19 protein-coding genes are annotated in these 21,618 nt (G+C 70.6%); 10 read left to right on the top strand and 9 right to left on the bottom strand.

All coding sequences use genetic code 11. From position 1 onward, the window contains the following. The 4 genes from ABIA36_RS02790 to aroA all read right to left on the bottom strand — a co-directional run bounded on the left by ABIA36_RS02790 (window position 1) and on the right by aroA (window position 3,692). Entirely contained in the window at window positions 1-630 is a 630-nt protein-coding gene (locus ABIA36_RS02790) for an acetate uptake transporter (RefSeq protein ID WP_369960745.1), read from the bottom strand. Window positions 631-731: 101 nt separating this feature from the next. After that, window positions 732-1,205 carry a thioredoxin-dependent thiol peroxidase gene (gene bcp / locus ABIA36_RS02785; protein WP_369960744.1) on the bottom strand — a complete coding sequence of 158 codons (474 nt, stop codon included), beginning with the start codon at window positions 1,203-1,205 and terminating at the stop codon, window positions 732-734. 51 nt (window positions 1,206-1,256) lie between these two features. Then, window positions 1,257-2,327: a ribosome small subunit-dependent GTPase A gene (gene rsgA / locus ABIA36_RS02780; RefSeq protein ID WP_369960743.1), complete on the bottom strand. Its 1,071-nt coding sequence runs from the start codon at window positions 2,325-2,327 to the stop codon at window positions 1,257-1,259. Further along, window positions 2,328-3,692 (bottom strand): 3-phosphoshikimate 1-carboxyvinyltransferase, encoded by a 1,365-nt coding sequence (aroA, locus tag ABIA36_RS02775; protein ID WP_369960742.1) that lies wholly within the window; start codon window positions 3,690-3,692, stop codon window positions 2,328-2,330. A gap of 160 nt (window positions 3,693-3,852) precedes the next feature. Between aroA and ABIA36_RS02770 the strand changes: the two genes are divergently transcribed. Both ABIA36_RS02770 and ABIA36_RS02765 read left to right on the top strand, forming a co-directional pair. Further along, complete coding sequence (locus tag ABIA36_RS02770; protein ID WP_179607526.1) at window positions 3,853-4,461, top strand: sigma-70 family RNA polymerase sigma factor; 609 nt, start codon at window positions 3,853-3,855, stop codon at window positions 4,459-4,461. After that, complete coding sequence (locus ABIA36_RS02765; protein ID WP_369960741.1) at window positions 4,458-4,703, top strand: zf-HC2 domain-containing protein; 246 nt, start codon at window positions 4,458-4,460, stop codon at window positions 4,701-4,703. Before ABIA36_RS02770 ends, ABIA36_RS02765 begins: the two co-directional genes overlap by 4 nt. A 73-nt stretch (window positions 4,704-4,776) precedes the next feature. Here the strand turns inward: ABIA36_RS02765 and ABIA36_RS02760 are convergent, their stop codons facing one another. Beyond that, on the bottom strand, window positions 4,777-5,556 hold the full coding sequence (locus ABIA36_RS02760; protein WP_369960740.1) for a VOC family protein: 780 nt from the start codon (window positions 5,554-5,556) through the stop codon (window positions 4,777-4,779). 44 nt (window positions 5,557-5,600) lie between these two features. After that, on the bottom strand, window positions 5,601-7,025 hold the full coding sequence (locus ABIA36_RS02755; RefSeq protein WP_369960739.1) for an MFS transporter: 1,425 nt from the start codon (window positions 7,023-7,025) through the stop codon (window positions 5,601-5,603). Between the two features lie 174 nt (window positions 7,026-7,199). Here ABIA36_RS02755 and ABIA36_RS02750 point away from each other — a divergent pair, with 174 nt between their 5' ends. From ABIA36_RS02750 to ABIA36_RS02740, 3 genes are read left to right on the top strand one after another with little or no spacing between them, the layout of a single operon-like run. After that, on the top strand, window positions 7,200-9,557 hold the full coding sequence (locus tag ABIA36_RS02750) for an arylsulfatase (RefSeq protein ID WP_369960738.1): 2,358 nt from the start codon (window positions 7,200-7,202) through the stop codon (window positions 9,555-9,557). A 55-nt stretch (window positions 9,558-9,612) separates the two neighbouring features. Beyond that, entirely contained in the window at window positions 9,613-10,719 is a 1,107-nt protein-coding gene (locus tag ABIA36_RS02745) for an epoxide hydrolase family protein (protein ID WP_369960737.1), read from the top strand. A gap of 23 nt (window positions 10,720-10,742) precedes the next feature. After that, window positions 10,743-11,606: a phosphotransferase family protein gene (locus ABIA36_RS02740; protein ID WP_369960736.1), complete on the top strand. Its 864-nt coding sequence runs from the start codon at window positions 10,743-10,745 to the stop codon at window positions 11,604-11,606. 12 nt (window positions 11,607-11,618) lie between these two features. Here ABIA36_RS02740 and ABIA36_RS02735 read toward each other — a convergent pair whose 3' ends face one another. After that, entirely contained in the window at window positions 11,619-11,969 is a 351-nt protein-coding gene (locus tag ABIA36_RS02735) for a metalloregulator ArsR/SmtB family transcription factor (protein ID WP_369960735.1), read from the bottom strand. Between the two features lie 227 nt (window positions 11,970-12,196). Here ABIA36_RS02735 and ABIA36_RS02730 point away from each other — a divergent pair, with 227 nt between their 5' ends. After that, window positions 12,197-12,601 (top strand): arsenate reductase ArsC, encoded by a 405-nt coding sequence (locus tag ABIA36_RS02730; protein WP_369960734.1) that lies wholly within the window; start codon window positions 12,197-12,199, stop codon window positions 12,599-12,601. A gap of 95 nt (window positions 12,602-12,696) precedes the next feature. Here the strand turns inward: ABIA36_RS02730 and ABIA36_RS02725 are convergent, their stop codons facing one another. Then, complete coding sequence (locus tag ABIA36_RS02725) at window positions 12,697-16,542, bottom strand: multifunctional oxoglutarate decarboxylase/oxoglutarate dehydrogenase thiamine pyrophosphate-binding subunit/dihydrolipoyllysine-residue succinyltransferase subunit (RefSeq protein ID WP_369960733.1); 3,846 nt, start codon at window positions 16,540-16,542, stop codon at window positions 12,697-12,699. A gap of 134 nt (window positions 16,543-16,676) precedes the next feature. On the opposite strand from ABIA36_RS02725, the gene ABIA36_RS02720 reads away from it, so the two are divergent. Next, a complete protein-coding gene (locus ABIA36_RS02720) occupies window positions 16,677-18,116 on the top strand; it encodes a GuaB1 family IMP dehydrogenase-related protein (protein WP_369960732.1) in 1,440 nt (479 codons plus the stop codon). A 73-nt stretch (window positions 18,117-18,189) separates the two neighbouring features. Here the strand turns inward: ABIA36_RS02720 and ABIA36_RS02715 are convergent, their stop codons facing one another. Beyond that, window positions 18,190-18,576, bottom strand: a complete 387-nt coding sequence (locus tag ABIA36_RS02715) for a hypothetical protein (protein ID WP_369960731.1) — start codon at window positions 18,574-18,576, stop codon at window positions 18,190-18,192. Window positions 18,577-18,807: 231 nt separating this feature from the next. Between ABIA36_RS02715 and ABIA36_RS02710 the strand changes: the two genes are divergently transcribed. From ABIA36_RS02710 to ABIA36_RS02700, 3 genes are all read left to right on the top strand, one after another. Next, entirely contained in the window at window positions 18,808-20,112 is a 1,305-nt protein-coding gene (locus tag ABIA36_RS02710) for a hemolysin family protein (protein ID WP_369962064.1), read from the top strand. Continuing rightward, on the top strand, window positions 20,109-21,146 hold the full coding sequence (locus ABIA36_RS02705) for a hemolysin family protein (protein WP_369960730.1): 1,038 nt from the start codon (window positions 20,109-20,111) through the stop codon (window positions 21,144-21,146). Before ABIA36_RS02710 ends, ABIA36_RS02705 begins: the two co-directional genes overlap by 4 nt. A gap of 74 nt (window positions 21,147-21,220) precedes the next feature. Then, window positions 21,221-21,607, top strand: coding sequence for a VOC family protein (locus ABIA36_RS02700; protein ID WP_369960729.1), 387 nt, complete (start codon window positions 21,221-21,223; stop codon window positions 21,605-21,607). The last annotated feature ends 11 nt before the right edge of the window (window positions 21,608-21,618 follow it).

The raw sequence follows: 21,618 nt of genomic DNA, 5'->3' as shown, positions 1-21,618 counted from the left end.
CTACGCCCGCGGCCACACCGGCAGCACCTCGCGCTTCCACGTCGCGTTCGTCACCCCGGCCCACGACGTGTACAGCGCGACGGCCGCCGTCGCCAGTCCGAGCCAGCCGCCCACGTTCGTGGCTCCCGTCGCTCCCGCGAGGTCACCGATGGACAGCGCGACGAACGTGAGGGTCAGCAGCACGAACACCGTCAGGGTCGCCCCGTTCGTCTTCGCCGCGGCGACCGTCATCAGCGCGGTGAAGATCGTCCAGGCCAGCAGGAAGAAGCCGACGCCGAGGGAGCCGGCGTCCTCCGCCAGCCCTGGCGCGGTGCGCAGCCACCAGAACGACAGCCAGAACGCGCCGTACGAGGTGAACGCGGTGGCCCCGAACGTGTTGCCGCGCGCGAACTCCCACAGCCCCGCCGCGAACTGCGTCAGGCCGCCGTAGAACAGCGCCATCGCGACCGCCGTGGCGCCCGCCTCGCCGACCAGGCCCGCGTTGGCGAGGCTCAGCAGCATCGTGGTCAACGCGAAGGCCGCGAGGCCGAGCGGTCCGGGATCGGCGACCTCGGCGCGGGCCGAAGCCGGGGTCGCGGCCGAAGCCGGGGTCGTGGGCTGGGCGATGGTCCGCTCGGCGGTTGCGCTCATGGGGTGCACTCCTTCGTACGAGGTCGGCCGGAACGGCCTTCCCTCGACATTAGAATGCCAGATGGGAGATTGCAAACGCCTGTGATCAGTGGCGGGCGGGGTCAGTCCAGGCCGAGCTTCTTCCGCAGCGACGCGACGTGGCCGGTGGCCTTCACGTTGTAGAGCGGCAGCCGCACGGTGCCGTCCGGGTTCAGCACGAACGTGGAGCGGATGACGCCGGTGACCGTCTTGCCGTAGAGCTTCTTCTCGCCGTACGCGCCGTACGCGTTGTGCACCGCGAGGTCCTCGTCGGACAGCAGCGGGAAGTTGAGGCGCTCCTGCTCCTGGAACTCCTTGTTCTTGGCCGGGACGTCCTTGGAGATGCCGATCACGCGGTAGCCGCTGGAGGCCAGCGAGTTGAGGTTGTCGCGGAAGTCGCACGCCTCGGTGGTGCAGCCCGGCGTCATCGCGGCCGGGTAGAAGTAGACGATCACGTTGTCGCCCGAGAAGTCGGAGAGGGAGACGGGCTTGCCGTCCTGGTCCTGGAGGGTGAAGGCGGGTGCGGGCTGTCCCGCTTCGAGTCGAACGTCAGTCATGCCTCCATTCTGCCCCGCGCTCACGGGCCCCTGTGTCCACGTGTCCTGCGTCTACGTGTCCTTGGGCGACCGAGCCTCGGGGGCGAAGGTGGCGAGGAGACGCTGCAGGGAGTCCAGCCGGGCGCGGCCGGTGTCGCCGAGCCGGCCCTCCTCGACGGCTTCGATGATGGCGCAGTCCGGCGCGCCGGGCAGGTGGGTGCAGCCGCGCGGGCAGTCCTCGGCGATCGCGGCGAGGTCGGTGAACGACTTCAGGATGCTCGCCGTGTCCACGTGGCCCAACCCGAACGAGCGCACACCGGGGGTGTCGATGACCCAGCCGTGGCCGTCCGCGTTCTCCACCCGCAGCGACACCGTCGAGGACGAGGTGTGCCGTCCACGCCCGGTCACCACGTTGACGTGGCCGGTCGCGCGCTTGGCGCCGGGGACGATCGCGTTGACCAGGGTGGACTTGCCGACGCCGGAGTGGCCGACCACCACGGTGTCGTGGCCGACCAGCGCGGCTTTGATGTCGTCCACGGGGATGTGGTCCTCCCGGCTGGTGAACACCGGCAGGTCGAGCCCGGCGAAGTTCTCCAGGAAGGGCGCGGGGTCGGCGAGGTCGATCTTGGTCACGCACAGCATCGGCTCGATGCCCGCGTCGTACGCCGCGACCAGATAGCGGTCGACCAGGCGGGTGCGCGGCTCCGGGTTGGCCGCGGCCACCACGATGAGCATCTGGTCGGCGTTGGCGACGACGATGCGCTCCACCTCGTCGGTGTCGTCCGCGCTGCGGCGCAGGAGGGTCGAGCGCGGCTCGATGCGCACGATGCGCGCGAGCGTGCCGTCCTCGCCGGTGGTGTCGCCGACGATGGCCACGCGGTCGCCGGTGACGATCGGCTTGCGCCTCAGCTCGCTCGCGCGCGCCGCGGTGACCTGCCGTTCGTCCGCCGTGTCCTCGTCCAGGAGCACCGTGTAGCGGCCGCGGTCGACGCCCAGGACGCGGGCGATCTGCGCGTCGGCGTGCTCCGGCCGGGTCTTGGTGCGCGGCCGGTTGCCCTTGGGGTTCGGCCGGGAGCGGATGGCCGACTCGTCGTAGAGGTCGTACTCGTCGTCCTCGTCGGGCTCATCCGACCACCACGACATCTACGCCGCCGGGCCTTCGGTCAGCATCCGGGTCCAGAGCTGCGGGAACTGGGGGAGGGTCTTGGCCGTGGTCGCGATGTTCTCGATCTCGACGCCCGGGACGACCAGGCCGACGATCGCGCCAGCGGTCGCCATCCGGTGGTCCTCGTAGCTGCGCCACACGCCGCCCTTCAGCGGGCGCGGCTCGATGCGGAGGCCGTCCTCCAGCTCGGTCACGGCGCCGCCGAGGCCGTTCAACTCCGCCGCGAGGGCGGCGAGACGGTCGGTCTCGTGGTGGCGGATGTGGCCGATGCCGGTGATCTCGCTCGGGCCGTCGGCGAAGGCCGCGATGGCCGCGATCGCCGGGACGAGCTCGCCGCCGGTGGAGAGGTCGACCGTGATCGGCCGGATGCGGTCCGGGCCGGTGACGGTGAGGCGGTCGCCGTCCTTCGACACGGTCGCGCCGAACAGCGGCAGCAGGTCCGCGAGGTCGGCGCCCACCTGCGTGGTCGACTCCGGCCAGCCGGTGATCGTGACGGAGCCTCCGGTGACGACCGCAGCCGCCAGGAAGGGGGCCGCGTTGGACAGGTCGGGCTCGATGTCGATCTCGCGCGCCGCGATGGCGCCGGGGCGCACGATCCAGCGGCCGACCTCGGGCGACGCCACCGTCACGTCGCGCGCGGCGAGGGCGGCGATGGTCATCTCGATGTGCGGGAGGCTCGGGAGGCGCTCGCCGGAGTGGGTCAGGTCGAGGCCCTCCTCGAACCGGCTCGCCGACAGCAGCAGCGCGCTGACGAACTGGCTGGAGCTGGACGCGTCGATCCCGATGGCGCCGCCGCGCACCGTGCCGGTGCCGTGCACCGTGAACGGGAGGGCGCCGCGGCCGTCGTCGTTCACATCGACACCGAGCGCGCGCAGCGCGGAGATGATCGCGCCCATCGGCCGGCCGCGCGCGGAGTCGTCTGCGTCGAACATGGTCGGCCCGAGCGCGAGGCCGGCGAGCGGCGGCACGAAACGCATCACGGTTCCGGCCTGGCCGCACTCGATCGTGGTGCTGCCGAGCAGCTCCTCCGCCGGCGTGATCAGGAAGTCGGCGCCGAACTCGCCGGCGCCCGGCTGCTCGACGATCGAGACCCCGAGCGCCCGCAGCGCCTCCACCATGTTGGCGGTGTCCCGCGAGTGCAGGGGTGCGCGCAGCAGCGACGGGCCGTCGGCGAGGGCCGACAGCACCAGCTCGCGGGCGGTCAGCGACTTGGACCCGGGCAGCGAGACGGACGCGGTCACCGGGCCGTCGGCGACCGGCGCGGGCCACAGCGTGTTCGGCTCCTCGACGCGGTTGTCGCCGTAGGGGTCGAAGTCGGGGGCGGAATATTTCGAGATGAGCATTGTTGTCAAGATTATCCGTGATCGAGCCCGAAGGAAGGATCGGCCAGTGCCCGCTGCCACCGCTGTCCTCGACGCCCCGCGCACCCGTGCGCTGGCGCCGTCGAAGCTCCGACCCTCCCGACGGGTCGCTCGGCGGTCGCCGCAACTAGACTGGCCCCTGATGAGCACCGAAACCGAGGACAAGGGCGCACTGTTCGAAGAGCAGGCGCTTCCCTTCATGGACCAGCTCTACGCGGCGGCACTGCGCATGACGCGCAACCCGGCCGACGCGCAGGACCTGGTCCAGGAGACCTACGTCAAGGCCTACGCCGCGTTCGCCCAGTTCCAGCAGGGCACGAACCTGAAGGCGTGGCTGTACCGCATCCTCACCAACACGTTCATCAACACCTATCGCAAGAAGCAGCGCGAGCCGTATCAGGGGACGATCGACGAACTCGAGGACTGGCAGCTCGGCGGCGCGGAGTCGATCTCCGCGTCCTCCAGCCGCTCGGCCGAGGCGGAGGCGATCGACCACCTGCCCGACAGTGCCGTCAAGGACGCGCTGCAGGCCATCCCGGAGGACTTCCGGCTGGCCGTCTACCTCGCCGATGTCGAGGGATTCTCCTACCAGGAGATCGCCGACATCATGAAGACCCCGATCGGCACCGTCATGAGCCGCCTCCACCGCGGCCGACGGATGCTCCGGGAGCTTCTGACCGACTACGCGCACGAACGCGGGCTCTCAGCGGTCCAGGGCCCGGCCGTGCAGACCACCAGGAGAACGAAATGACCGACTGCGGCTGTGAGAAGGCGAAGGCCGAACTCGAGGAGTACCTGCGCAACGAGCTCTGCAACGAGGATGCTGCAGACGTCCGTGAGCACCTCGCGCACTGCGACGGCTGCTCGAGCGAGGCGCACCTGAACGTCGTGCTCACCGAGGTGGTGCAGCGCGCGTGCAAGGAGACGGCGCCCGAGACGCTGCGCACCGAGGTGCTGCTGCGCATCCGGTCGTTCCAGGCGTCGGTGCACTGAGCCCGCGCGCGATTCGTCACGAATGTCGCCTCTGACGCGCTGAAACGCGCGATTCGTGACGGATGTCGCGAGCTCAGGCGATGGAGCCGGGCACCTCGTGCAGGAAGAACAACCCGCCCAGCGGGTCGGTGACCTGCGCGAAGCGGCCGAACTCGCTGTCCCACGGGTCTCGGATGGCCGTGCCGCCGAGCTCCACGACCCGCGCGACGGCGGCCGCGGCGTCCTGGACGCCGAAGTAGACGACCCAGTGCGACGGCACCCCCGGCGGCAGCATCTTGTCGGCGTCGAACACGCCGCCGCTCGGTGACTCGGGGTCGCCGAAGGTGACGTAGCGGAAGTCGGCTGTGTTGCTGAGCACCTGCGTCCTCCAGCCGAAGACGCGCGTGTAGAACTCCACCTGCTCCGGGTAGCTGCGGGCGTACAGCTCGTGCCAGGAGAGGCCGCCCGGTTCGGCGACGAGCTCGAAGCCGCGGTGCTGTTCGGGCTCCCAGAGGCCGACGACCGCTCCGCCCGGGTCGGCGACGACGGCGAGGCGGCCCTGGTCGCCGACCGTCATCGTGGGGGAGAGCACCTGCGCGCCGGCTTTCGCGGACGCGCGCTCGCCGGCCTCGGCGTCCTCGACCAGCAGGTAGGTCAGCCACGCGTTCGGCTGCTGGCCCTCCATCGCCTGGCCCATCCCGGCGACGAGGCGCCCGTCGCGGCGGAAGGTCACGTACCCGCCGTACTCGCCGCCGCCGGTCTCGGCGGTCCAGCCGAACAGCGAGGTGTAGAACTCCTGGGCGCGGGGGAGGTCCGTGGTGGCGTAGTCCACCCAGCAGGGCTCACCGAGGCGGTGCGTGGTCACGACGGTCATGGCGTCAACGTACGCCCGCGGAAGGCCGCCCGGCTAGGCATCGGCTATCCCGCCGCGGTTCCCGCCGCGGCCGGGCCGTCCGGCGCCACCGCGGCCGTGCGCGGGAGCAGCACCGCCGCGATCAGCCCGGTCGCCCCGAGCACCGCGACCACCGCCATCGCGATGCCGTACGCCTCGCCTCCGCGCGCGAGGTTCGCCACCAGGATGGTGCCGGCGATGGCCGTGCCGAAGGTCGAGCCGAGGTTGGAGACGCTGCGCGAGAGGCCGGAGATCTCGCCCTGCACCCGCTCGGGGAACGCCGACTGCACCACGTTCACCGACGGGGTCAGCATCAGGCCGAGCCCGGCACCGATCAGGAACAGGCCGGGCACGAACGGCCAGCCGCCGGTGGTCCCGGCGACCAGCCAGATCAGCAGCACCACGCCGGGCACGCACAGCACGAACCCGGTGACGATCAGGCCGCGTTGCGAGAACCGGCGCGCCAGCCTCCCGGCCAGTAGGGAGGTCAGCAGCAGCCCGACCGTCGCCGCGGTGAAGATCACGCCGGTCTGGATGGCGTTGTAGCCGCGCACCACCTGCAGGTACGCCGACACGGTGAAGGACGTCCCCATCAGGATCACCCACTGCAGGTTCTGGGTGATCAGCGCGAGGTTCGACACCCGCACCCGGAACAGGCTCGTGGACAGCAGCGGTGCCTTGCCGACGCGCTCGCGGCGCCGCACCCAGAGGAAGAACCCGACCAGGATCGCGACCCCCGCGAGCACGAGCACGATCATCAGCGGCACGCTCGTGTCGGCGGCGAGGATCCCCATGACCAGCACGAACAGGCCGAGCGCCGACAGGATCGCACCGACGATGTCGAACGGCCGGGTCGGGTCGGCGGGCAGCGGGTCGGTGAGCGTGCGGCTGAGCAGCAGGATGACCACGATCACGAGCGCCTGGAACAGGAACGCGGCGCGCCAGCTGATCCCGGTCGTGATGAGGCCGCCGATGAGCGGCCCGGCGGCGGCGCCGACGCCGCCCATCCCGCTGATGATCCCGAACGCCACAGCCCGGGTGGGGATGTCCGGGAGGTGGATCGTGGTGAGGATGTAGACCGGCGGGATGAGCATCGCGGTGCCGATGCCCTCCAGCAGCGAGTTGCCGAGGATGACGGCCCACAGCGCGGGCGCGGCCGCCGTGATGAGTGCGCCCACCCCGTACACGATCAGGCCGATGACGAAGCTGCGCTTGCGGCCGATGTTGTCGGTCAGCTTGCCCATCGGGATCATCAGCGCCGCCATCGTGAGCAGGAACAGCGTGATGCTGACCTGGATGCCCTGGACCGTCGTCCCGAGGTCTCGCGACATGTCGTTGATCATCACGTTCATGTTGGAGCCGGCGAAGCTGCAGATGAACTGCGCCAGCGCGAGCGGTGCGATGATGCGACGGATGGTGGCCTGCGAGGCCGCTGCGGTCGTTCCGGTCATGTCGGCTCCCGGGGTGTGCTCGCTCCCGATCAGTGCTGTCGGCCGGATGGTACTGCGGCTGATCCGGCCGGTGCAATCGGTCTTGCCGCCGGCGGACGGGCGGCGTTAGGGTGCGGCCGTCCGGTGGTCCCCGGCGCCGTCCGGCGCCGGCATCCGGCGCTGAAGGGGGACGACATGCCCGCACCGTTCCGTGGCAGGATCGACCTGGACATCCGCGACTCGGAGCCCGACTGGGCGCCGTTCGAGGCGCCGAAAGCCCCGGACGGCGCGCCCAACGTGGTCCTGATCGTGCTGGACGACGTCGGGTTCTCGGCGATGAGCTGCTACGGCGGCCCGATCGACACCCCGAACATCGACCGGCTGGCCGAGTCGGGCGTGCGGTTCACGCAGTGGCACACGACGGCGCTGTGCTCGCCCACGCGCTCCGCCCTCCTCACCGGGCGCAACCACACCCGCAACTCGATGGCGTGCATCACGGAGGCGGCGACCGGCTTCCCGAACGCCAGCGGCACCATCCCGCAGGAGAACGGGATGCTCTCGCAGATCCTGGGGGAGCAGGGCTGGAACACCTACATCGTGGGCAAGTGGCACCTGTGCCCGTCCGACGAGATGAACCTGGCCTCCACCCGGCGCAACTGGCCGACCGGCCGCGGCTTCGAGCGCTTCTACGGCTTCCTCGGCGCCGAGACGAACCAGTGGTATCCGGACCTCGTGTACGACAACCACCCCGTCGACCAGCCGGCGTCGCCGGAGGACGGCTACCACCTCACCGTCGACCTCACCGACAAGGCCATCGAGTTCATCGGCGACGCGAAGGCTCTCGCGCCGGAGAAGCCGTTCTTCCTCTACTACGCGCCCGGCGCCGCGCACGCGCCGCACCACGCGCCGCGGGAGTGGATCGAGAAGTTCGCCGGGCGCTTCGACGGCGGCTACGAGGCGATCCGGGAGGAGATCCTGCAGCGGCAGATCGCGCTCGGGCTGGTCCCGGAGGGGACGGAACTCCCTCCGATCAACCCGATCGGGACGCCGGAGACGCGCAGCGGACCGGAGGGCCAGCCGTTCCCGCCGCTCGACGTCACCAAGCCCTGGGACTCTCTCGGAGACGACGAGAAGCGGCTCTACGCGCGCATGGCGGAGGTCTATGCCGGCTTCCTCGCCCACACCGACGCCCAGATCGGCCGGCTGCTCGACTACCTGGAGGAGTCCGACACCCTCGACAGCACGCTGATCATGCTGGTCTCCGACAATGGCGCGAGCGGCGAGGGCGGACCGGAGGGCTCGGTCAACGAGAACAAGTTCTTCAACGGCATCCCGGACAGCCTGGAGGAGAACCTGGCGATGCTCGACGAGCTGGGCGGCCCGAAGACCTACAACCACTACCCGAACGGCTGGGCGATGGCCTTCAACACCCCGTTCAAGATGTGGAAGCGCTACGACTACAACGGCGGAACCGCCGACCCGTGCATCGTCTCCTGGCCGAAGAAGCTCGGCCACGGCGGCGAGCTGCGGCACCAGTACCACCACGCGGTCGACATCGTGCCCACCATCCTCGACCTGCTCGACGTGGAGGTGCCGGAGCAGATCGGCGGCCACGTGCAGTCCCGGATGGACGGCGTGAGCATGCGCTCGGCGGTCGCGGACGCGAACGCGCCGACCACACGGCCGACCCAGTTCTACGCGATGCTCGGCTCTCGGTCCATCTGGCACAACGGCTGGAAGGCGGTGTCGAACCACCCGGTCCTCAGCGGCTGGAGCCGGTTCAACGACGACACCTGGGAGCTGTACCACACGGAGGTCGACCGGTCGGAAGTCCACGACCTGGCGGCCGAGCATCCGGACAAGGTGCGCGAGCTGGTCAACCTGTGGTTCGCCGAGGCGGGCGCCAACCAGGCGTTCCCGTTGGACGACCGCTCGGCGATCGAGATCCTGCTGACGCCGCGGCCACAGCTCACGAGCCCGCGGAACCGTTACGTCTACCGGATCGGCGGCGCGGAGGTGCCGGAGTCGCAGGCGGTCAACATCCGCAACCGCTCGTACGCGATCGGGGCGCTCGTGGACCTGCCGGAGGCGGGAGCGGAGGGCGTGATCTTCGCGCACGGCGCCCGGTTCGGCGGCCACGCCCTCTACGTGAAAGGCGGCCGGCTGCACTACGTCTACAACTTCGTCGGCAGCCTGGAGCAGCGGGTCGATGCGACCGAAGACCTCCCGACCGGCGAGAGCATCATCCTGTCGGCGGCGTTCGAGAAGGACGGCGAGGAGGCGCCCGGGATCGCCACCGGCGTCCTCAGCCTCTACCACGGCGAGCACAAGGTCGGCGAAGGGCGCATCAAGACCCAGCCGGGCTACTTCTCGCTCGCCGGCGAGGGGCTCTGCGTCGGGTACGACGGCGGCGAGCCGGTGACCGACGACTACCCCGGCGAGCGGCCGTTCCGCTTCACCGGCGGCACACTGCACCGGGTCGCCGTGGACGTCAGCGGCGAGCCGTACGCGGACCTGGAGCGGCAGGCCGCGGCGATGCTGGCGCGGGAGTAGCCGAGCGAGCGGCCCGGCGGTCACGGCTGTCGGACCCTGCGGCTACGGTGGCGGCATGGCCATCGACGACTTCCGCATCCACGTGTCCGACGACGTCCTCTCCGACCTGCGCGATCGCCTCGCGCGCACCCGCTACCTGCGCTCGCCACGTCCCGGCTGGGAGGGCGGTCTCGGCGGGGACGAGCTGCGTGCGCTGGTCGACGGCTGGCTCGCGTTCGACTGGCGCGCGGAGGAGGAGCGGCTGAACGCCGTGGAGCAGCACGTCGCCGAGGTGGCCGGCCACCGGCTGCACTTCGCCCGCGTGCGCGGCACGGGAGCCGGCCCGCACACGCCGCTGTTGCTGCTGCACGGCTGGCCCAGCGCCTTCGTGGAATACCTCCCGCTCGCGCGCCTGCTCTCCGACGCGTTCGACGTCATCTTGCCTTCGCTGCCCGGGTTCGTGTACTCCGAGGCGCTGGAGCCGCCGCTGACCCGGCGCGCCATCGCGGACGCACTGCACGGGCTGATGACCGAGACGCTCGGGTTCGAGCGCTATGCGACCTTCGGCGGCGACATCGGCGGGGGAGCCTCCACCTGGCTGGGCGTCCACCACCCGGACAGCGTGGTCGGCATCCTGCTGCTGAGCGGGCCGTTCCCGGAGGGCGAGCCGGTGGGCGAGGAGGAGGCCCGTTACCTCGCCGCACTGGACGAGTACGACCGGCTGGACGGCGGCTACAGCGAAATCATGAGCACCCGCCCCGACACCATCGCGGCGGCGCTGAACGACTCCCCGGCCGGGCTGCTCGCCTGGATCGCCGACAAGTGGCACGACTGGATCGACGACCGGGAGGGCGACGCGTGGCAGCGCGTGGTCGATTCCGGCATCCTCTACACGGTCGCCACGCTGTACTGGACGACCGACAGCATCGGGACGTCGTTCCAGCAGTACTACGACTACGAGCAGAACCCGCCGCGTCCGCCGCTCGCGGCGCCCGTCGGCGTCTACCTGGCGCGGGAGCCGGCCATGGCGGGCTTCCCGCGCTCGCTGGCCGAGCGGGCGGCGCCGCGGCTGGTGGAGTTCGTGGACGCGCCGGCAGGCGGGCACTTCGCGGGGTTCGAGTACCCGGAGGGGGCGGCGGAGGCGATCCGCGGATTCCACGCGCGGCTGGGCGAGGAGCGCTGACGCCGATCGCCTATCGTTGTCGCGTGGCCGAGACCGGATTCGTGACGCCCGAGCCGCACGTGTTCGAGGAGCTCGTCGCCGGGGCGCTCCGAGCGGCAGGCGAGGACGCACGTCCCGAGCGGCGGACCGTCATCGAACACGGGTCCGCGAACATCGTGGTGCTCGCCGGCTCGACCGCGGTACGCGTGGGCCGCGACCGGCGTGCATCCGTTCGGCTCGGGCGAGCGCAACAGCTCATCGACGCACTGCCCGAGTTGCCGTTCGCTCTGCCGAGGTCGGTCGCGGAGCCCGTCCGCATCGGAGGGCTGACCGCCATCGCCCAGCGGCGCGTGCCGGGGGAGCCGCACCCGAGCGGCAGCGGCGACCCTGCGCAACTCGGGATCCTGCTCGAGAGTCTTCGCGCCGTCCCGCTCGCGGAGGTGGGAGCGCACCTGGCGCCCCCGCACAGCTACATGGGAGGCGAAGCGTGGCGCTCCCTCCTGTACGACCAGGCGATCCCTCGCCTGGAGAGCGACGTGCGGCCCCGGGCGGAGCGGATCGCCGACGCGCTCTCGGCCCTGGAGCCGCCGACGGAGCCGGTGCTCACGCACGGCGACCTCGCGGGAGCCAACGTGCTCTGGTCCGACGGACGAGTCGCGGGCGTGGTCGACTGGGACCTGGCGAGCGCCGGCGATCCCGCGGAGGACGCCGCCGCGCTGGCGACCTGGCACGGCTGGCAGGCGCTGCACGGCGTGATCGACGCCGACATCGCGCGTCGCGCCCGGGTGATCGCGGCGACGTATCCGCTGCAGCTCATCTGCTTCGGGATCGCACACGACCGGCCCGACGCGGAGATCGCTCGCGCGGTCGGCCGGGCGAACCGGAAGCTCGCGACCGAGACGGAGTGACCCGCGGGCGCCTCAGACCGAGGTCAGGAACGACGACACGATGTCGAGCGAGCCGGGCACGATCCGGTAGTACGCCCAGGTGCCGCGCTTGCTGCGGCTGAGGAACCCGGCCTCCGTCAGGATCTTGAGGTGGTGGGAGACCGTCGGCTGGGAGAGGTCGAGCGGCTCGGTGAGGTCGCAGACGCACGCCTCGCCGTCCTCGTGCGCGGCGACCATCGAGAGCAGCCGGAGGCGGGCCGGGTCGGCGAGCGCTTTCATCGCCCGGGCGACCGAGACGGCGTTCTCCTCGCTGATCACCTCTTTGGTGATGGGCGCGCAGCAGGCCTGGAGGTCGCGCAGGGGGAGGAGCTCGGTGATCGCCATGCATCGATCATCGCGCATATATTGACAAGCGTCAATGTATGCGTTCATCCTGGGTTCATCGACAAACGTCGATGGAGAAGGGAGAATGACCATGGGATGTTGCGACACGACCGAATGCCAGCCGCTTCCGGACGGGTCCTGCCCGCCGGATTGTTGTTAAGAGCGACTCGGGTCGCCGCTCCCCGCGGGCGGCGGCCCCCCACCTTCCTCGAACCTGGAGACACCGAATGACCGACACCACCCCCACCGTGCTCTTCGTCTGCGTCCACAACGCCGGCCGCTCGCAGATGGCTGCCGGCTACCTGAGCGCGCTCGCCGGAGACAGCGTGAAGGTGCTGTCCGCCGGCTCCGAGCCGGCCGACCGGCTCAACCCGATCGCCGTGCAGGCGATGGCGGAGGAGGGCATCGACATCGCCGCGAACACTCCCGCGATCCTCACGACCGAGGCGGTGAAGGAGTCCGACGTCGTCATCACGATGGGGTGCGGCGACACCTGCCCGATCTTCCCGGGCAAGCGCTACGAGGACTGGGACCTCACCGACCCGGCCGGCCGGCCGATCGAGGAGGTGCGGCCGATCCGCGACGAGATCAAGCGGCGGGTGGAGAACCTGCTCGCCGAGGTGCGTGGGTGACGGAGGAGCTCCGACCCGACAGGCCCGCAAAAGCCAGCAAACGAAGGAGCCGCGACCCGAACGGGGTCGCGGCTCCTTCGTTGTCTACGCCGGGATCAGAGCGTCAGCGCGCGCTGGATGAGCACCGACTGCTCCTGCGCATGACGCTTCGCGGAGCCGGCTGCGGGCGACGCGGACGCCGGACGCGAGATGACGCCGATCGGGCGCGGGCCCAGCTTGGAGGTCTCCAGGATGATGTACGGCCAGGCGCCCTGGTTCTCCGGCTCGTCCTGCACCCACACCAGCTCGGCGTTCGGGTAGGAGTCCGCCACGGCCTTCAGCTCGACGGCGGGGAGCGGGTAGTACTGCTCCACGCGCACCAGCGCGATCTCCGGGTTGGGGTTCTTCTCCAGCTCGTTCGCGAGGTCGTGGTAGAGCTTGCCCGCCATGAACAGCACGCGCTTGACGGCCCCCTTGTCGGTGATCCGCGCGTCGTCGATGACCGGCTCGAACTTGCCGTTCGTGAAGTCGGCCACGTTGCTCGACGCGCCGCGCAGGCGCAGCATCGCCTTCGGCGTGAAGACCACCAGCGGCCGGCGCGGCCGGGCGTACGCCTGACGGCGCAGCAGGTGGAAGTACGACGCCGGGGTGGACGGGCGCGCGACGGTCATGTTGTTCTCGGCGCAGAGCTGGAGGTAGCGCTCGATGCGGGCGCTGGAGTGGTCCGGCCCCTGGCCCTCGTAGCCGTGCGGGAGCAGCAGCACGAGCGACGAGCGCTGGCCCCACTTCTGCTCGGCCGAGGAGATGAACTCGTCGATGATGATCTGGGCGCCGTTGGCGAAGTCGCCGAACTGCGCCTCCCACAGCACCAGGGCGTCGGCGCGCTCGACCGAGTAGCCGTACTCGAAGCCCATCGCGGCGTACTCGCTCAGCAGCGAGTCGTAGATCCAGAACTTCGCCTGGTTGTCGCTGAGGTTCGCCAGCGGCAGCCACTCCTGGCCGTTCTCGCGGTCGTGGAGCACGGCGTGACGCTGCACGAAGGTGCCGCGGCGCGAGTCCTGGCCGACGAGGCGCACCGGGGTGCCCTCCAGCAGCACGCTGCCGAGCGCGAGCAGCTCGCCGAAGCCCCAGTCGATGCCGCCGTTGCGGCTCATGTCGCTGCGCTTGTTGAGGAGCTGCTGGAGCTTCGGGTGCACGGTGAAGCCCGCGGGCGGGTTGTTGAACGCGTCGCCGATGAGCTGGATGACCTGTGCGCTGACGGCCGTGGTGTCCGGCTCGCCGACGTTGTCGTTCTCGTCCTGCTGCGCGATCGGGTGCTCGAGGTCGGCCGTGGCCTCGCCCTGCGTGATGATCGGCACGGAGTTGGTCTGCGCGGCGTGCGTCTCCATGAAGGCGCGCTCCAGGCGGTCCTGGAAGTCGGCGTGCGCGGCCTCGTACTCCTCCTGGGTGATGTCGCCGCGGCCGACGAGGGCCTCGGTGTAGAGCCGGCGCACCGAGCGCTTGGCCTCGATGAGGTTGTACATCAGCGGCTGCGTCATCGAGGGGTCGTCGCCCTCGTTGTGGCCGCGGCGGCGGTAGACGATGAGGTCGACGACCACGTCGCGCTTGAACTCCTGGCGGTACTCGAAGGCGAGCTGCGCGACGCGCACCACGGCCTCCGGGTCGTCGCCGTTCACGTGGAAGATGGGCGCCTGGATGGTCTTCGCCACGTCCGTCGAGTAGACCGACGTGCGGCCCTCACCGGGCGGGGTGGTGAAGCCGACCTGGTTGTTGATGTTGACGTGGATGGTGCCGCCGGTGCGGTAGGCCCGGAGCTGCGACATCTGCATCTGCTCGACCACGATGCCCTGGCCGGCCATCGCCGCGTCGCCGTGGACGAGGATCGGCAGGGTGAGGAAGGTGCCGGCGGGGCGGCGGTCCTGCTTGGCGCGGACGATGCCCTCCAGGACGCCGTCGACGGCCTCCAGGTGCGACGGGTTCGCGGCGAGGTAGACCGGGATCTCGGCGTTGTCGGCGCCCTTGAAGGTGCCCTCGGTGCCGAGGTGGTACTTGACGTCGCCGGAGCCCTGGACCGTGCGCGGGTCCTGCGTGCCCTCGAACTCGCGGAAGATCTGACCGTAGGTCTTGCCCGCGATGTTGGTGAGCACGTTCAGCCGGCCGCGGTGGGCCATGCCGATCGCGGCCTCGTCGAGCCCGGCCTCCGCAGCGCCCTGCAGGATGGTGTCGAGCAGCGCGATGGTCGACTCGCCGCCCTCCAGGCTGAACCGCTTCTGGCCGACGTACTTGGTCTGCAGGAAGGTCTCGAACGCCTCCGCCTCGTTGAGCTTGCCCATGATGCGGAGCTGCTCGTCGTGGTTCGGCTTCTCGTACGGGCGCTCCAGCTTGTCCTGGAACCACTTGCGCTGGGCCGGGTCCTGGATGTGCATGTACTCGACGCCGACCGTGCGGCAGTACGAGTCGCGCAGCACGCCGAGGATGTCGCGCAGCTTCATCTTGCGCTTGTCGCCGCCGAACGCGCCGGTGACGAACTCGCGGTCCAGGTCCCAGAAGGTGAGACCGTGGTTCTCGATCTCGAGGTCCGGGTGGCTGCGCTGGACGTACTCGAGCGGGTCGATGTCGGCCATCAGGTGGCCGCGCACCCGGTAGGAGTTGATCAGCTCCTGGACTCGGGCGGTCTTGTCGACGGCGCTCGCCAGGTCGACCGAGATGTCCGGGTTCCAGTGGATCGGCATGTACGGGATGCGCAGCTCGGCGAAGATGTCCTCGTAGAAGTTGCGCTTGCCGATCAGCAGCTCGTGCACGATCTTGAGGAACTCGCCCGAGCCGGCGCCCTGGATGACGCGGTGGTCGTAGGTGCTGGTCAGCGTGATCGTCTTGCCGATCGCGAGTCCCGCCAGGGTCTTCTCGCTGGAGCCCTGGAACTCGGCCGGGTACTCGAGCGCGCCGGCGCCGATGATGGCGCCTTGGCCCTTCATCAGGCGGGGGACGGAGTGGACCGTGCCGATGCCGCCCGGGTTGGTCAGCGAGATGGTGGTCCCGGCGAAGTCGGCCGCCGTGAGCTTGTTGTTGCGGGCCTTCGAGACCAGGTCCTCGTAGGCGGCGAGGTACTCGCCGAAGCGCATCGTGTCGGCGCGCTTGATGCTCGGCACGAGCAGGGCGCGGGTGCCGTCCGGCTTTGGGAGGTCGATCGCGATGCCGAGGTTGATGTGGGCGGGGGCGACGACCGAGGGCTTGCCGTCGACCTCGTCGTAGTAGACGTTCTGGCTCGGGAAGTCCTTGAGCGCCTGGATGAGCGCCCAGCCGATCAGGTGGGTGAAGGACACCTTGCCGCCGCGGGCGCGCTTGAGGTGGTTGTTGATGACGATGCGGTTGTCGATCATCAGCTTCGCGGGGATGGTCCGCACGCTGGTCGCCGTCGGGACGGTGAGCGAGGCGTCCATGTTGGTCGCCAGCGACTTCGCCATGCCGCGCAGCGGGGTGACCTTGTCCTCCTCGGCCGGCTCCACCGTGGCGTTGGGGGCGGTGACCGGCGCGTCGGCCGGGACCGGCTGCGGCTTGGGAGCGATCGAGGTGGTGCGGGCCACCGGCTGGGCGCCGATGATCGGGATCGGGGTCGTGACCGGGCGGGGCTCGGACGGCGCAGCAGACTCCGCGGGCGGGGTCGGGGCCGTCGGCTCGGCCGGGGTCGGGACGGTCGGCTCGCTGGGGGTGGGGGCGCTCGGCTCACTCGGAGTAGGGACGCTCGGCTCGGCGGGCGTCGGGGCGGGGGTCTCGCTCGGGGTTGAGGCCTCACCGTCCGTCACGGTCGGTTTGTAGCTCTCCAGGACCGGCCACCAGGACTTGTCGACCGAGTTCCTGTCCCGGAGGAACTGTTCGTACAGCTCCTCCACGAGCCATTCGTTGGCTCCGAACTCTCCCGACGATCCGTCGTCGGTTCCCACTCCGGTCAATTGGCTCGACACAGCCGATCGCCCACTCTCTCCGTTGATTCGTTACGATCGGGCGGCCTCGGGCCGCCCGTTCCATCCGAGCATCAAGCCTAATCCCATCCGCGACCGGGTGCGGGTGTTCGGCCCGGGAGGATACCGTTATTCTCATGCAGTTCTATGCGACGACTCCGCGGCACGACCTCACGTACTCCGACGTCTTCCTGGTCCCCTCGCGATCGAACGTGACGAGCCGGCTGGACGTGTCGCTGGCGCCGCAGGACGGCACAGGGGCGACCATCCCGATCGTGTCGGCCAACATGAACTCGGTGACCGGCAAGCGGCTCGCCGCGACGCTCGCCCGGCGCGGCGGTCTGGGCGTGCTCCCGCAGGACATGCACCTGCAGGACCTGGCCGAGGCGATCCGCTGGGTCAAAGCGCAGCCGGTGGCCTTCGACACTCCCTATGAGGCCCGCCCGGAGGAGACCGTGGCCGACGTGCTGCGCCGCGTGCCCGCGGTCGAGGGGCACGGCGTGGTCGTGAAGGACGACGCCGGGGCGTACCTCGGCTGCCTCGCGGCCATCCAGCTCGGGTCGGCGCTCCCGGACGCGCGGATCGGCGACCTCCTGCACGGCGCGCTCACCGCGCTCGACGCCGACGACCTCCCCGACGGCCGGGCCGCGTTCGAGGTCATGGACGCTGCGGGACTCGCCTTCGCGCCGGTGCTCTCGCACGGCCGTGTGGTCGGCACGCTGAGCCGCACGAGCGCGCTGCGCTCCACGATCTACACCCCCGCGCTCGACTCCCACGGGCGGCTGCGGGTCGCCGCGGCGGTCGGCATCAACGGCGACGTCGCCGCCAAGGCGAAGGCACTGGCGGCCGCGGGCGTCGACGTGCTGGTGATCGACACCGCGCACGGCGACCAGGACGGAATGCGCCGCGCCATCCACACCGTCCGGCAGCTCGGGCTCGGCCTGCCGATCGTCGCAGGCAACGTCGTGACGGAGCAGGCCGTGCGCGACCTGGTCGCGGCAGGCGCCGACATCCTCAAGGTCGGCGTCGGCCCCGGCGCGATGTGCACGACGCGCATGATGACCGCCGTCGGTCGCCCGCAGTTCTCCGCGGTGCTGGAGACCAGCGCGACCGCGCGCGAGCTCGGCGCCCACGTCTGGGCCGACGGCGGGGTGCGGTACCCGCGCGACGTCGCGCTGGCGCTCGCCGCGGGCGGTGCGTCGGTGATGATCGGATCGTGGTTCGCCGGCACGATCGAGGCGCCGGGCGCGATCGTGGCCGACGAGCGCGGCGCGCTCTACAAGGAGAGCTGGGGGATGGCCTCCACGAAGGCGGTCACCGGCCGGTTCGAGCGACTCGACGCATTCGATCGCGCCCGCAAGACGCTGTTCGCCGAGGGCATCTCGAGCTCGCGCATCTACCTCGACCCGCTGCGGCCGTCGGTGGAGGACCTGCTCGACATGATCACGACGGGCCTCCGCAGCTCGTTCACCTACGCCGGCGCCCGCACGCTGGCCGAGTTCCACGACCGCGCCCTGGTGGGCATCCAGTCCGCCGCCGGCTACGAGGAGGGCAAGGCCCTCCCCGTCAGCTGGTGAGCAACCGCCGAGTACGCGGATAATCTGCATACTCGGCGGTTTTCGCCTGATTTCGGGCGTACTCGGCGGTGGGTTAGGAGCCGTTTCCGGAGCCGGTGCCGGGCTGGCCGCCGAAGCCGTTGCCGTTGCCGGGCTGGCCGCCGAAGCCGCCGTTGCCGCCGAACTGGCGCGGGCTGAAGTTCTGGTTCGTTCCGAAGCCGGTGCGGGCGTTGCCGGCGACCGCGTGCGCGGTGAAGTAGCCGCCGAAGAAGACGACCACGAGGATCGCGACCGCCCCGACCGCGAGCGCGGTGTTCTGCGCCCAGGAGGGCCAGCGGTGAAGGACGCTGCGGTTCGAGGGCGGCGCGGGCTGCGGGGCCGGCTGGGCGTAGTGCGGCGCGGGCTGCCCATAGCCGGAGGGCGGACCCTGCTGCGGCGCCGGCTGCCAGGGCTGTCCGGGGTTCGGTGCTGTGGTGCTCATGGAACATTCCTCTCGGTGGACTTCTGCCGCGAGGATGCCGCCGCTCGCTTCGGGCGCCCTATGGCGAATCGATGCGCGCGCTGGGAATCGCGGCGACCGCCGCGGCGCCCGGCGTTTCCGCGGGACGCGCCGCTATACTGACTCGGGAAATGGACGACCCTCCTTCTGCCAGCCCATTCCATCCGATGAGTCCGCCCGAGCGGGGTGGTCGTCGTGCTCTCTGAGTGGCTCATGCTCGGGCTCGGCCTCCTGCTGACCGTCGGCACCGGCCTCTTCGTCGCCAGCGAGTTCGCGCTCGTGAACCTCGACCGCGGCGACCTCGAGGCACGCCGGGCGCGCGGCGAGTCGCGGCTGACCATGACGATCGCCGCCCTCAAGATCACCTCCACGCACCTCTCCAGCGCGCAGCTCGGGATCACCCTGACGACGCTCCTGACCGGTTACACGATGGAGCCCGCGATCAGCTCGCTCCTCCGCGACCCGCTCACGGCCCTCGGCCTCCCCGGTGGCGTGGTCACGGTGATCGCGTCGGTGGTCGCGATCACGGTGGCGACCCTGCTGTCGATGATCCTCGGCGAGCTGGTGCCCAAGAACTTCGCGCTGGCTCTGCCGATCGCGACGGCCAAGCTGGTCATCCCGTTCCAGACAGTGTTCACGACCGTCTTCCGGCCCGCGGTCTTCGTGCTGAACGGCACGGCCAACGCGTTCCTGCGGCTGCTCGGCATCGAGCCGAAGGAGGAGCTGTCGGCGGCCCGCACCGCCGACGAGCTGTCCTCGCTCGTGAGGCGGTCGGCGAGCGCCGGCGTGCTGGAGGCCGACACCGCGACGCTGCTGAGCCGCACGCTCGCGTTCGCGTCGCGCACCGCCTCCGACGTCATGACGCCGCGGCCGCGGGTGGAGGCCGTGCAGCGCACCGACCCGGCGCAGACCGTCATCGGACTGGCCCGGCGCACCGGCTACTCCCGCTTCCCGGTCGTCGACGAGGACGTGGACGACATCGTCGGCTTCGTGCACGTCAAGCAGGCCGTCGCCGTTCCCCGCGAGCGTCGGGGGCGCGTGCCGGTCTCCGCGTTGCAGACCGAGGCGCTCCGGGTGCCGGAGACCATGACGCTCGACACCCTGCTGGGCGAGCTGCGCGGCCGGGGCTACCAGATGGCGGTCGTCGTGGACGAGTATGGCGGCACCTCCGGCATCGCGACACTGGAGGACCTGGTCGAGGAGATCGTCGGCGAGGTCGCCGACGAGCACGACCGGACCCGGGCCGGCGTGGTCCGCGGCATCGACTCCATCACCTTCCCCGGCATCCTGCGCCCCGACGAGCTGCGGGAGCAGGCCGGCGTGACCGTTCCGGAGGAGGGGCCGTACGAGACGGTCGCCGGCTTCGTCATGAACGAGCTCGGCCGCCTCCCGAAGGTCGGCGACGAGGTCCCGATCGAGGGCGGCACGCTGCGCGTCGAGCGGCTGGAGGGGCGCAGGGTCGACCGGATCCGCTACACGCCCGATCCCGAGCACCCTGCGGCGGGGGGTGCGGCATGAGCGACTGGGCCGGCATCGCCTGGCTGGTGGTGCTCCTCCTCGTGAACGCGTTCTTCGTCGGCGCCGAGTTCGCGGTCATCTCCGCACGCCGCTCGCAGATCGAGCCGCTCGCCGAGCGCGGCAAGCGCAGCGCCAAGACCGCGCTGTTCGCGATGGAGCACGCGACGCTCATGCTCGCGACCACCCAGCTCGGCATCACCGTATGCTCGCTGCTGATCCTGAACGTCTCCGAGCCTGCCATCCACCACCTGCTGGAGGTCCCGCTGCACGCGACCGGCTGGTCGGAGGACGTGATCGGCACGGTGGCCTTCATCATCGCGCTGGTGCTGGTGTCGTTCCTGCACGTCGTATTCGGCGAGATGGTGCCGAAGAACATCTCGTTCTCGATGCCGGACCGGGCGGCCCTGCTGCTCGCGCCTCCGCTGGTCGGGATCGGCCGGGTGGTCCGCCCGATCATCGTGGCCCTGAACGCGAGTGCGAACGCGGTGCTGCGCCTGTTCCGGGTGGAGCCGAAGGACGAGGCGGCCAGCACCTTCACCCTCGACGAAGTCGCCACCATCGTGAGCCAGTCGAAGCGGGAGGGCCTCCTGACCGACCGGACCGGCGCACTGACCGCGGCGTTCGAGTTCACCGAGAAGAAGGTGCGCGACGCGATGGTGAAGCCGGAGACCCTGGTCTCGCTGCCGCCCGTGCCGACCCCGGCGGACGTGGAGCGGGCCGTCGCCAAGTACGGCTTCTCGCGTTACGTCGTGCCGGACGCCGACGGCGAGCCGACCGGTTACCTGCACCTGAAGGACGTCCTCGACCTGGAGGAGACCGGGTTCGACCTCCCGGTCCCCGGCAAGCGGATCCGGCGCCTGGTGACCGTGTTCGTCGACTCCGACCTGGAGGACGCGCTCGCCAGCATGCGCCGCACCGGCAGCCACCTGGCGCGCGCGGTCGACGGCGAGGGGGCCACGGCGGGCGTGGTGTTCCTGGAGGACATCATCGAGGAGCTCGTCGGCGAGGTGCAGGACGCGACGCGGAGGCTGTAGACCCGTCTGTTCAGGGGGGCCAAAGCCTCGAGCGGCGAGTAGCATGCCGCGCGGAATGAAGAGGAGGAATGCTCATGTTATCGACGAGCAAGACGTACTCCGTCCTTCCCGCTTCGGACCTGGCGCGCGCCACGGCGTGGTTCCGCGACAAGCTCGAACTCGAACCGGAGGACACCAGCGAGCAGGGGGTCCGCTACCGCACCGGCGGGGACTCCTGGATCTACATCTACGAGACGTCCAACGCCGGCACCGCGCAGAACACCGCGATGTGTTGGCTGGTGGACGACATCGAGGCCGAGATGGAGCACCTGCGCGGCAGGGGGGTCGTGTTCGCGGACTACGACTTCCCGGGCCTCAAGACCGAGAACGGGGTGGCGACGGACGAGACGGGCAAGTCGGCCTGGTTCCAGGACAGCGAAGGCAACTACCTCTGCCTGACGCAGCCGACGACGCCGATGTAGCCCAGGAAGCC

Origin of the sequence: Leifsonia sp. EB34 (genome assembly GCF_041260585.1) — a bacterium.
In the GTDB taxonomy this organism is placed as follows: domain Bacteria; phylum Actinomycetota; class Actinomycetes; order Actinomycetales; family Microbacteriaceae; genus Leifsonia.
Note: the sequence above shows the minus strand (reverse complement) of the source record. Positions and strands in the feature narration are given on the sequence as shown.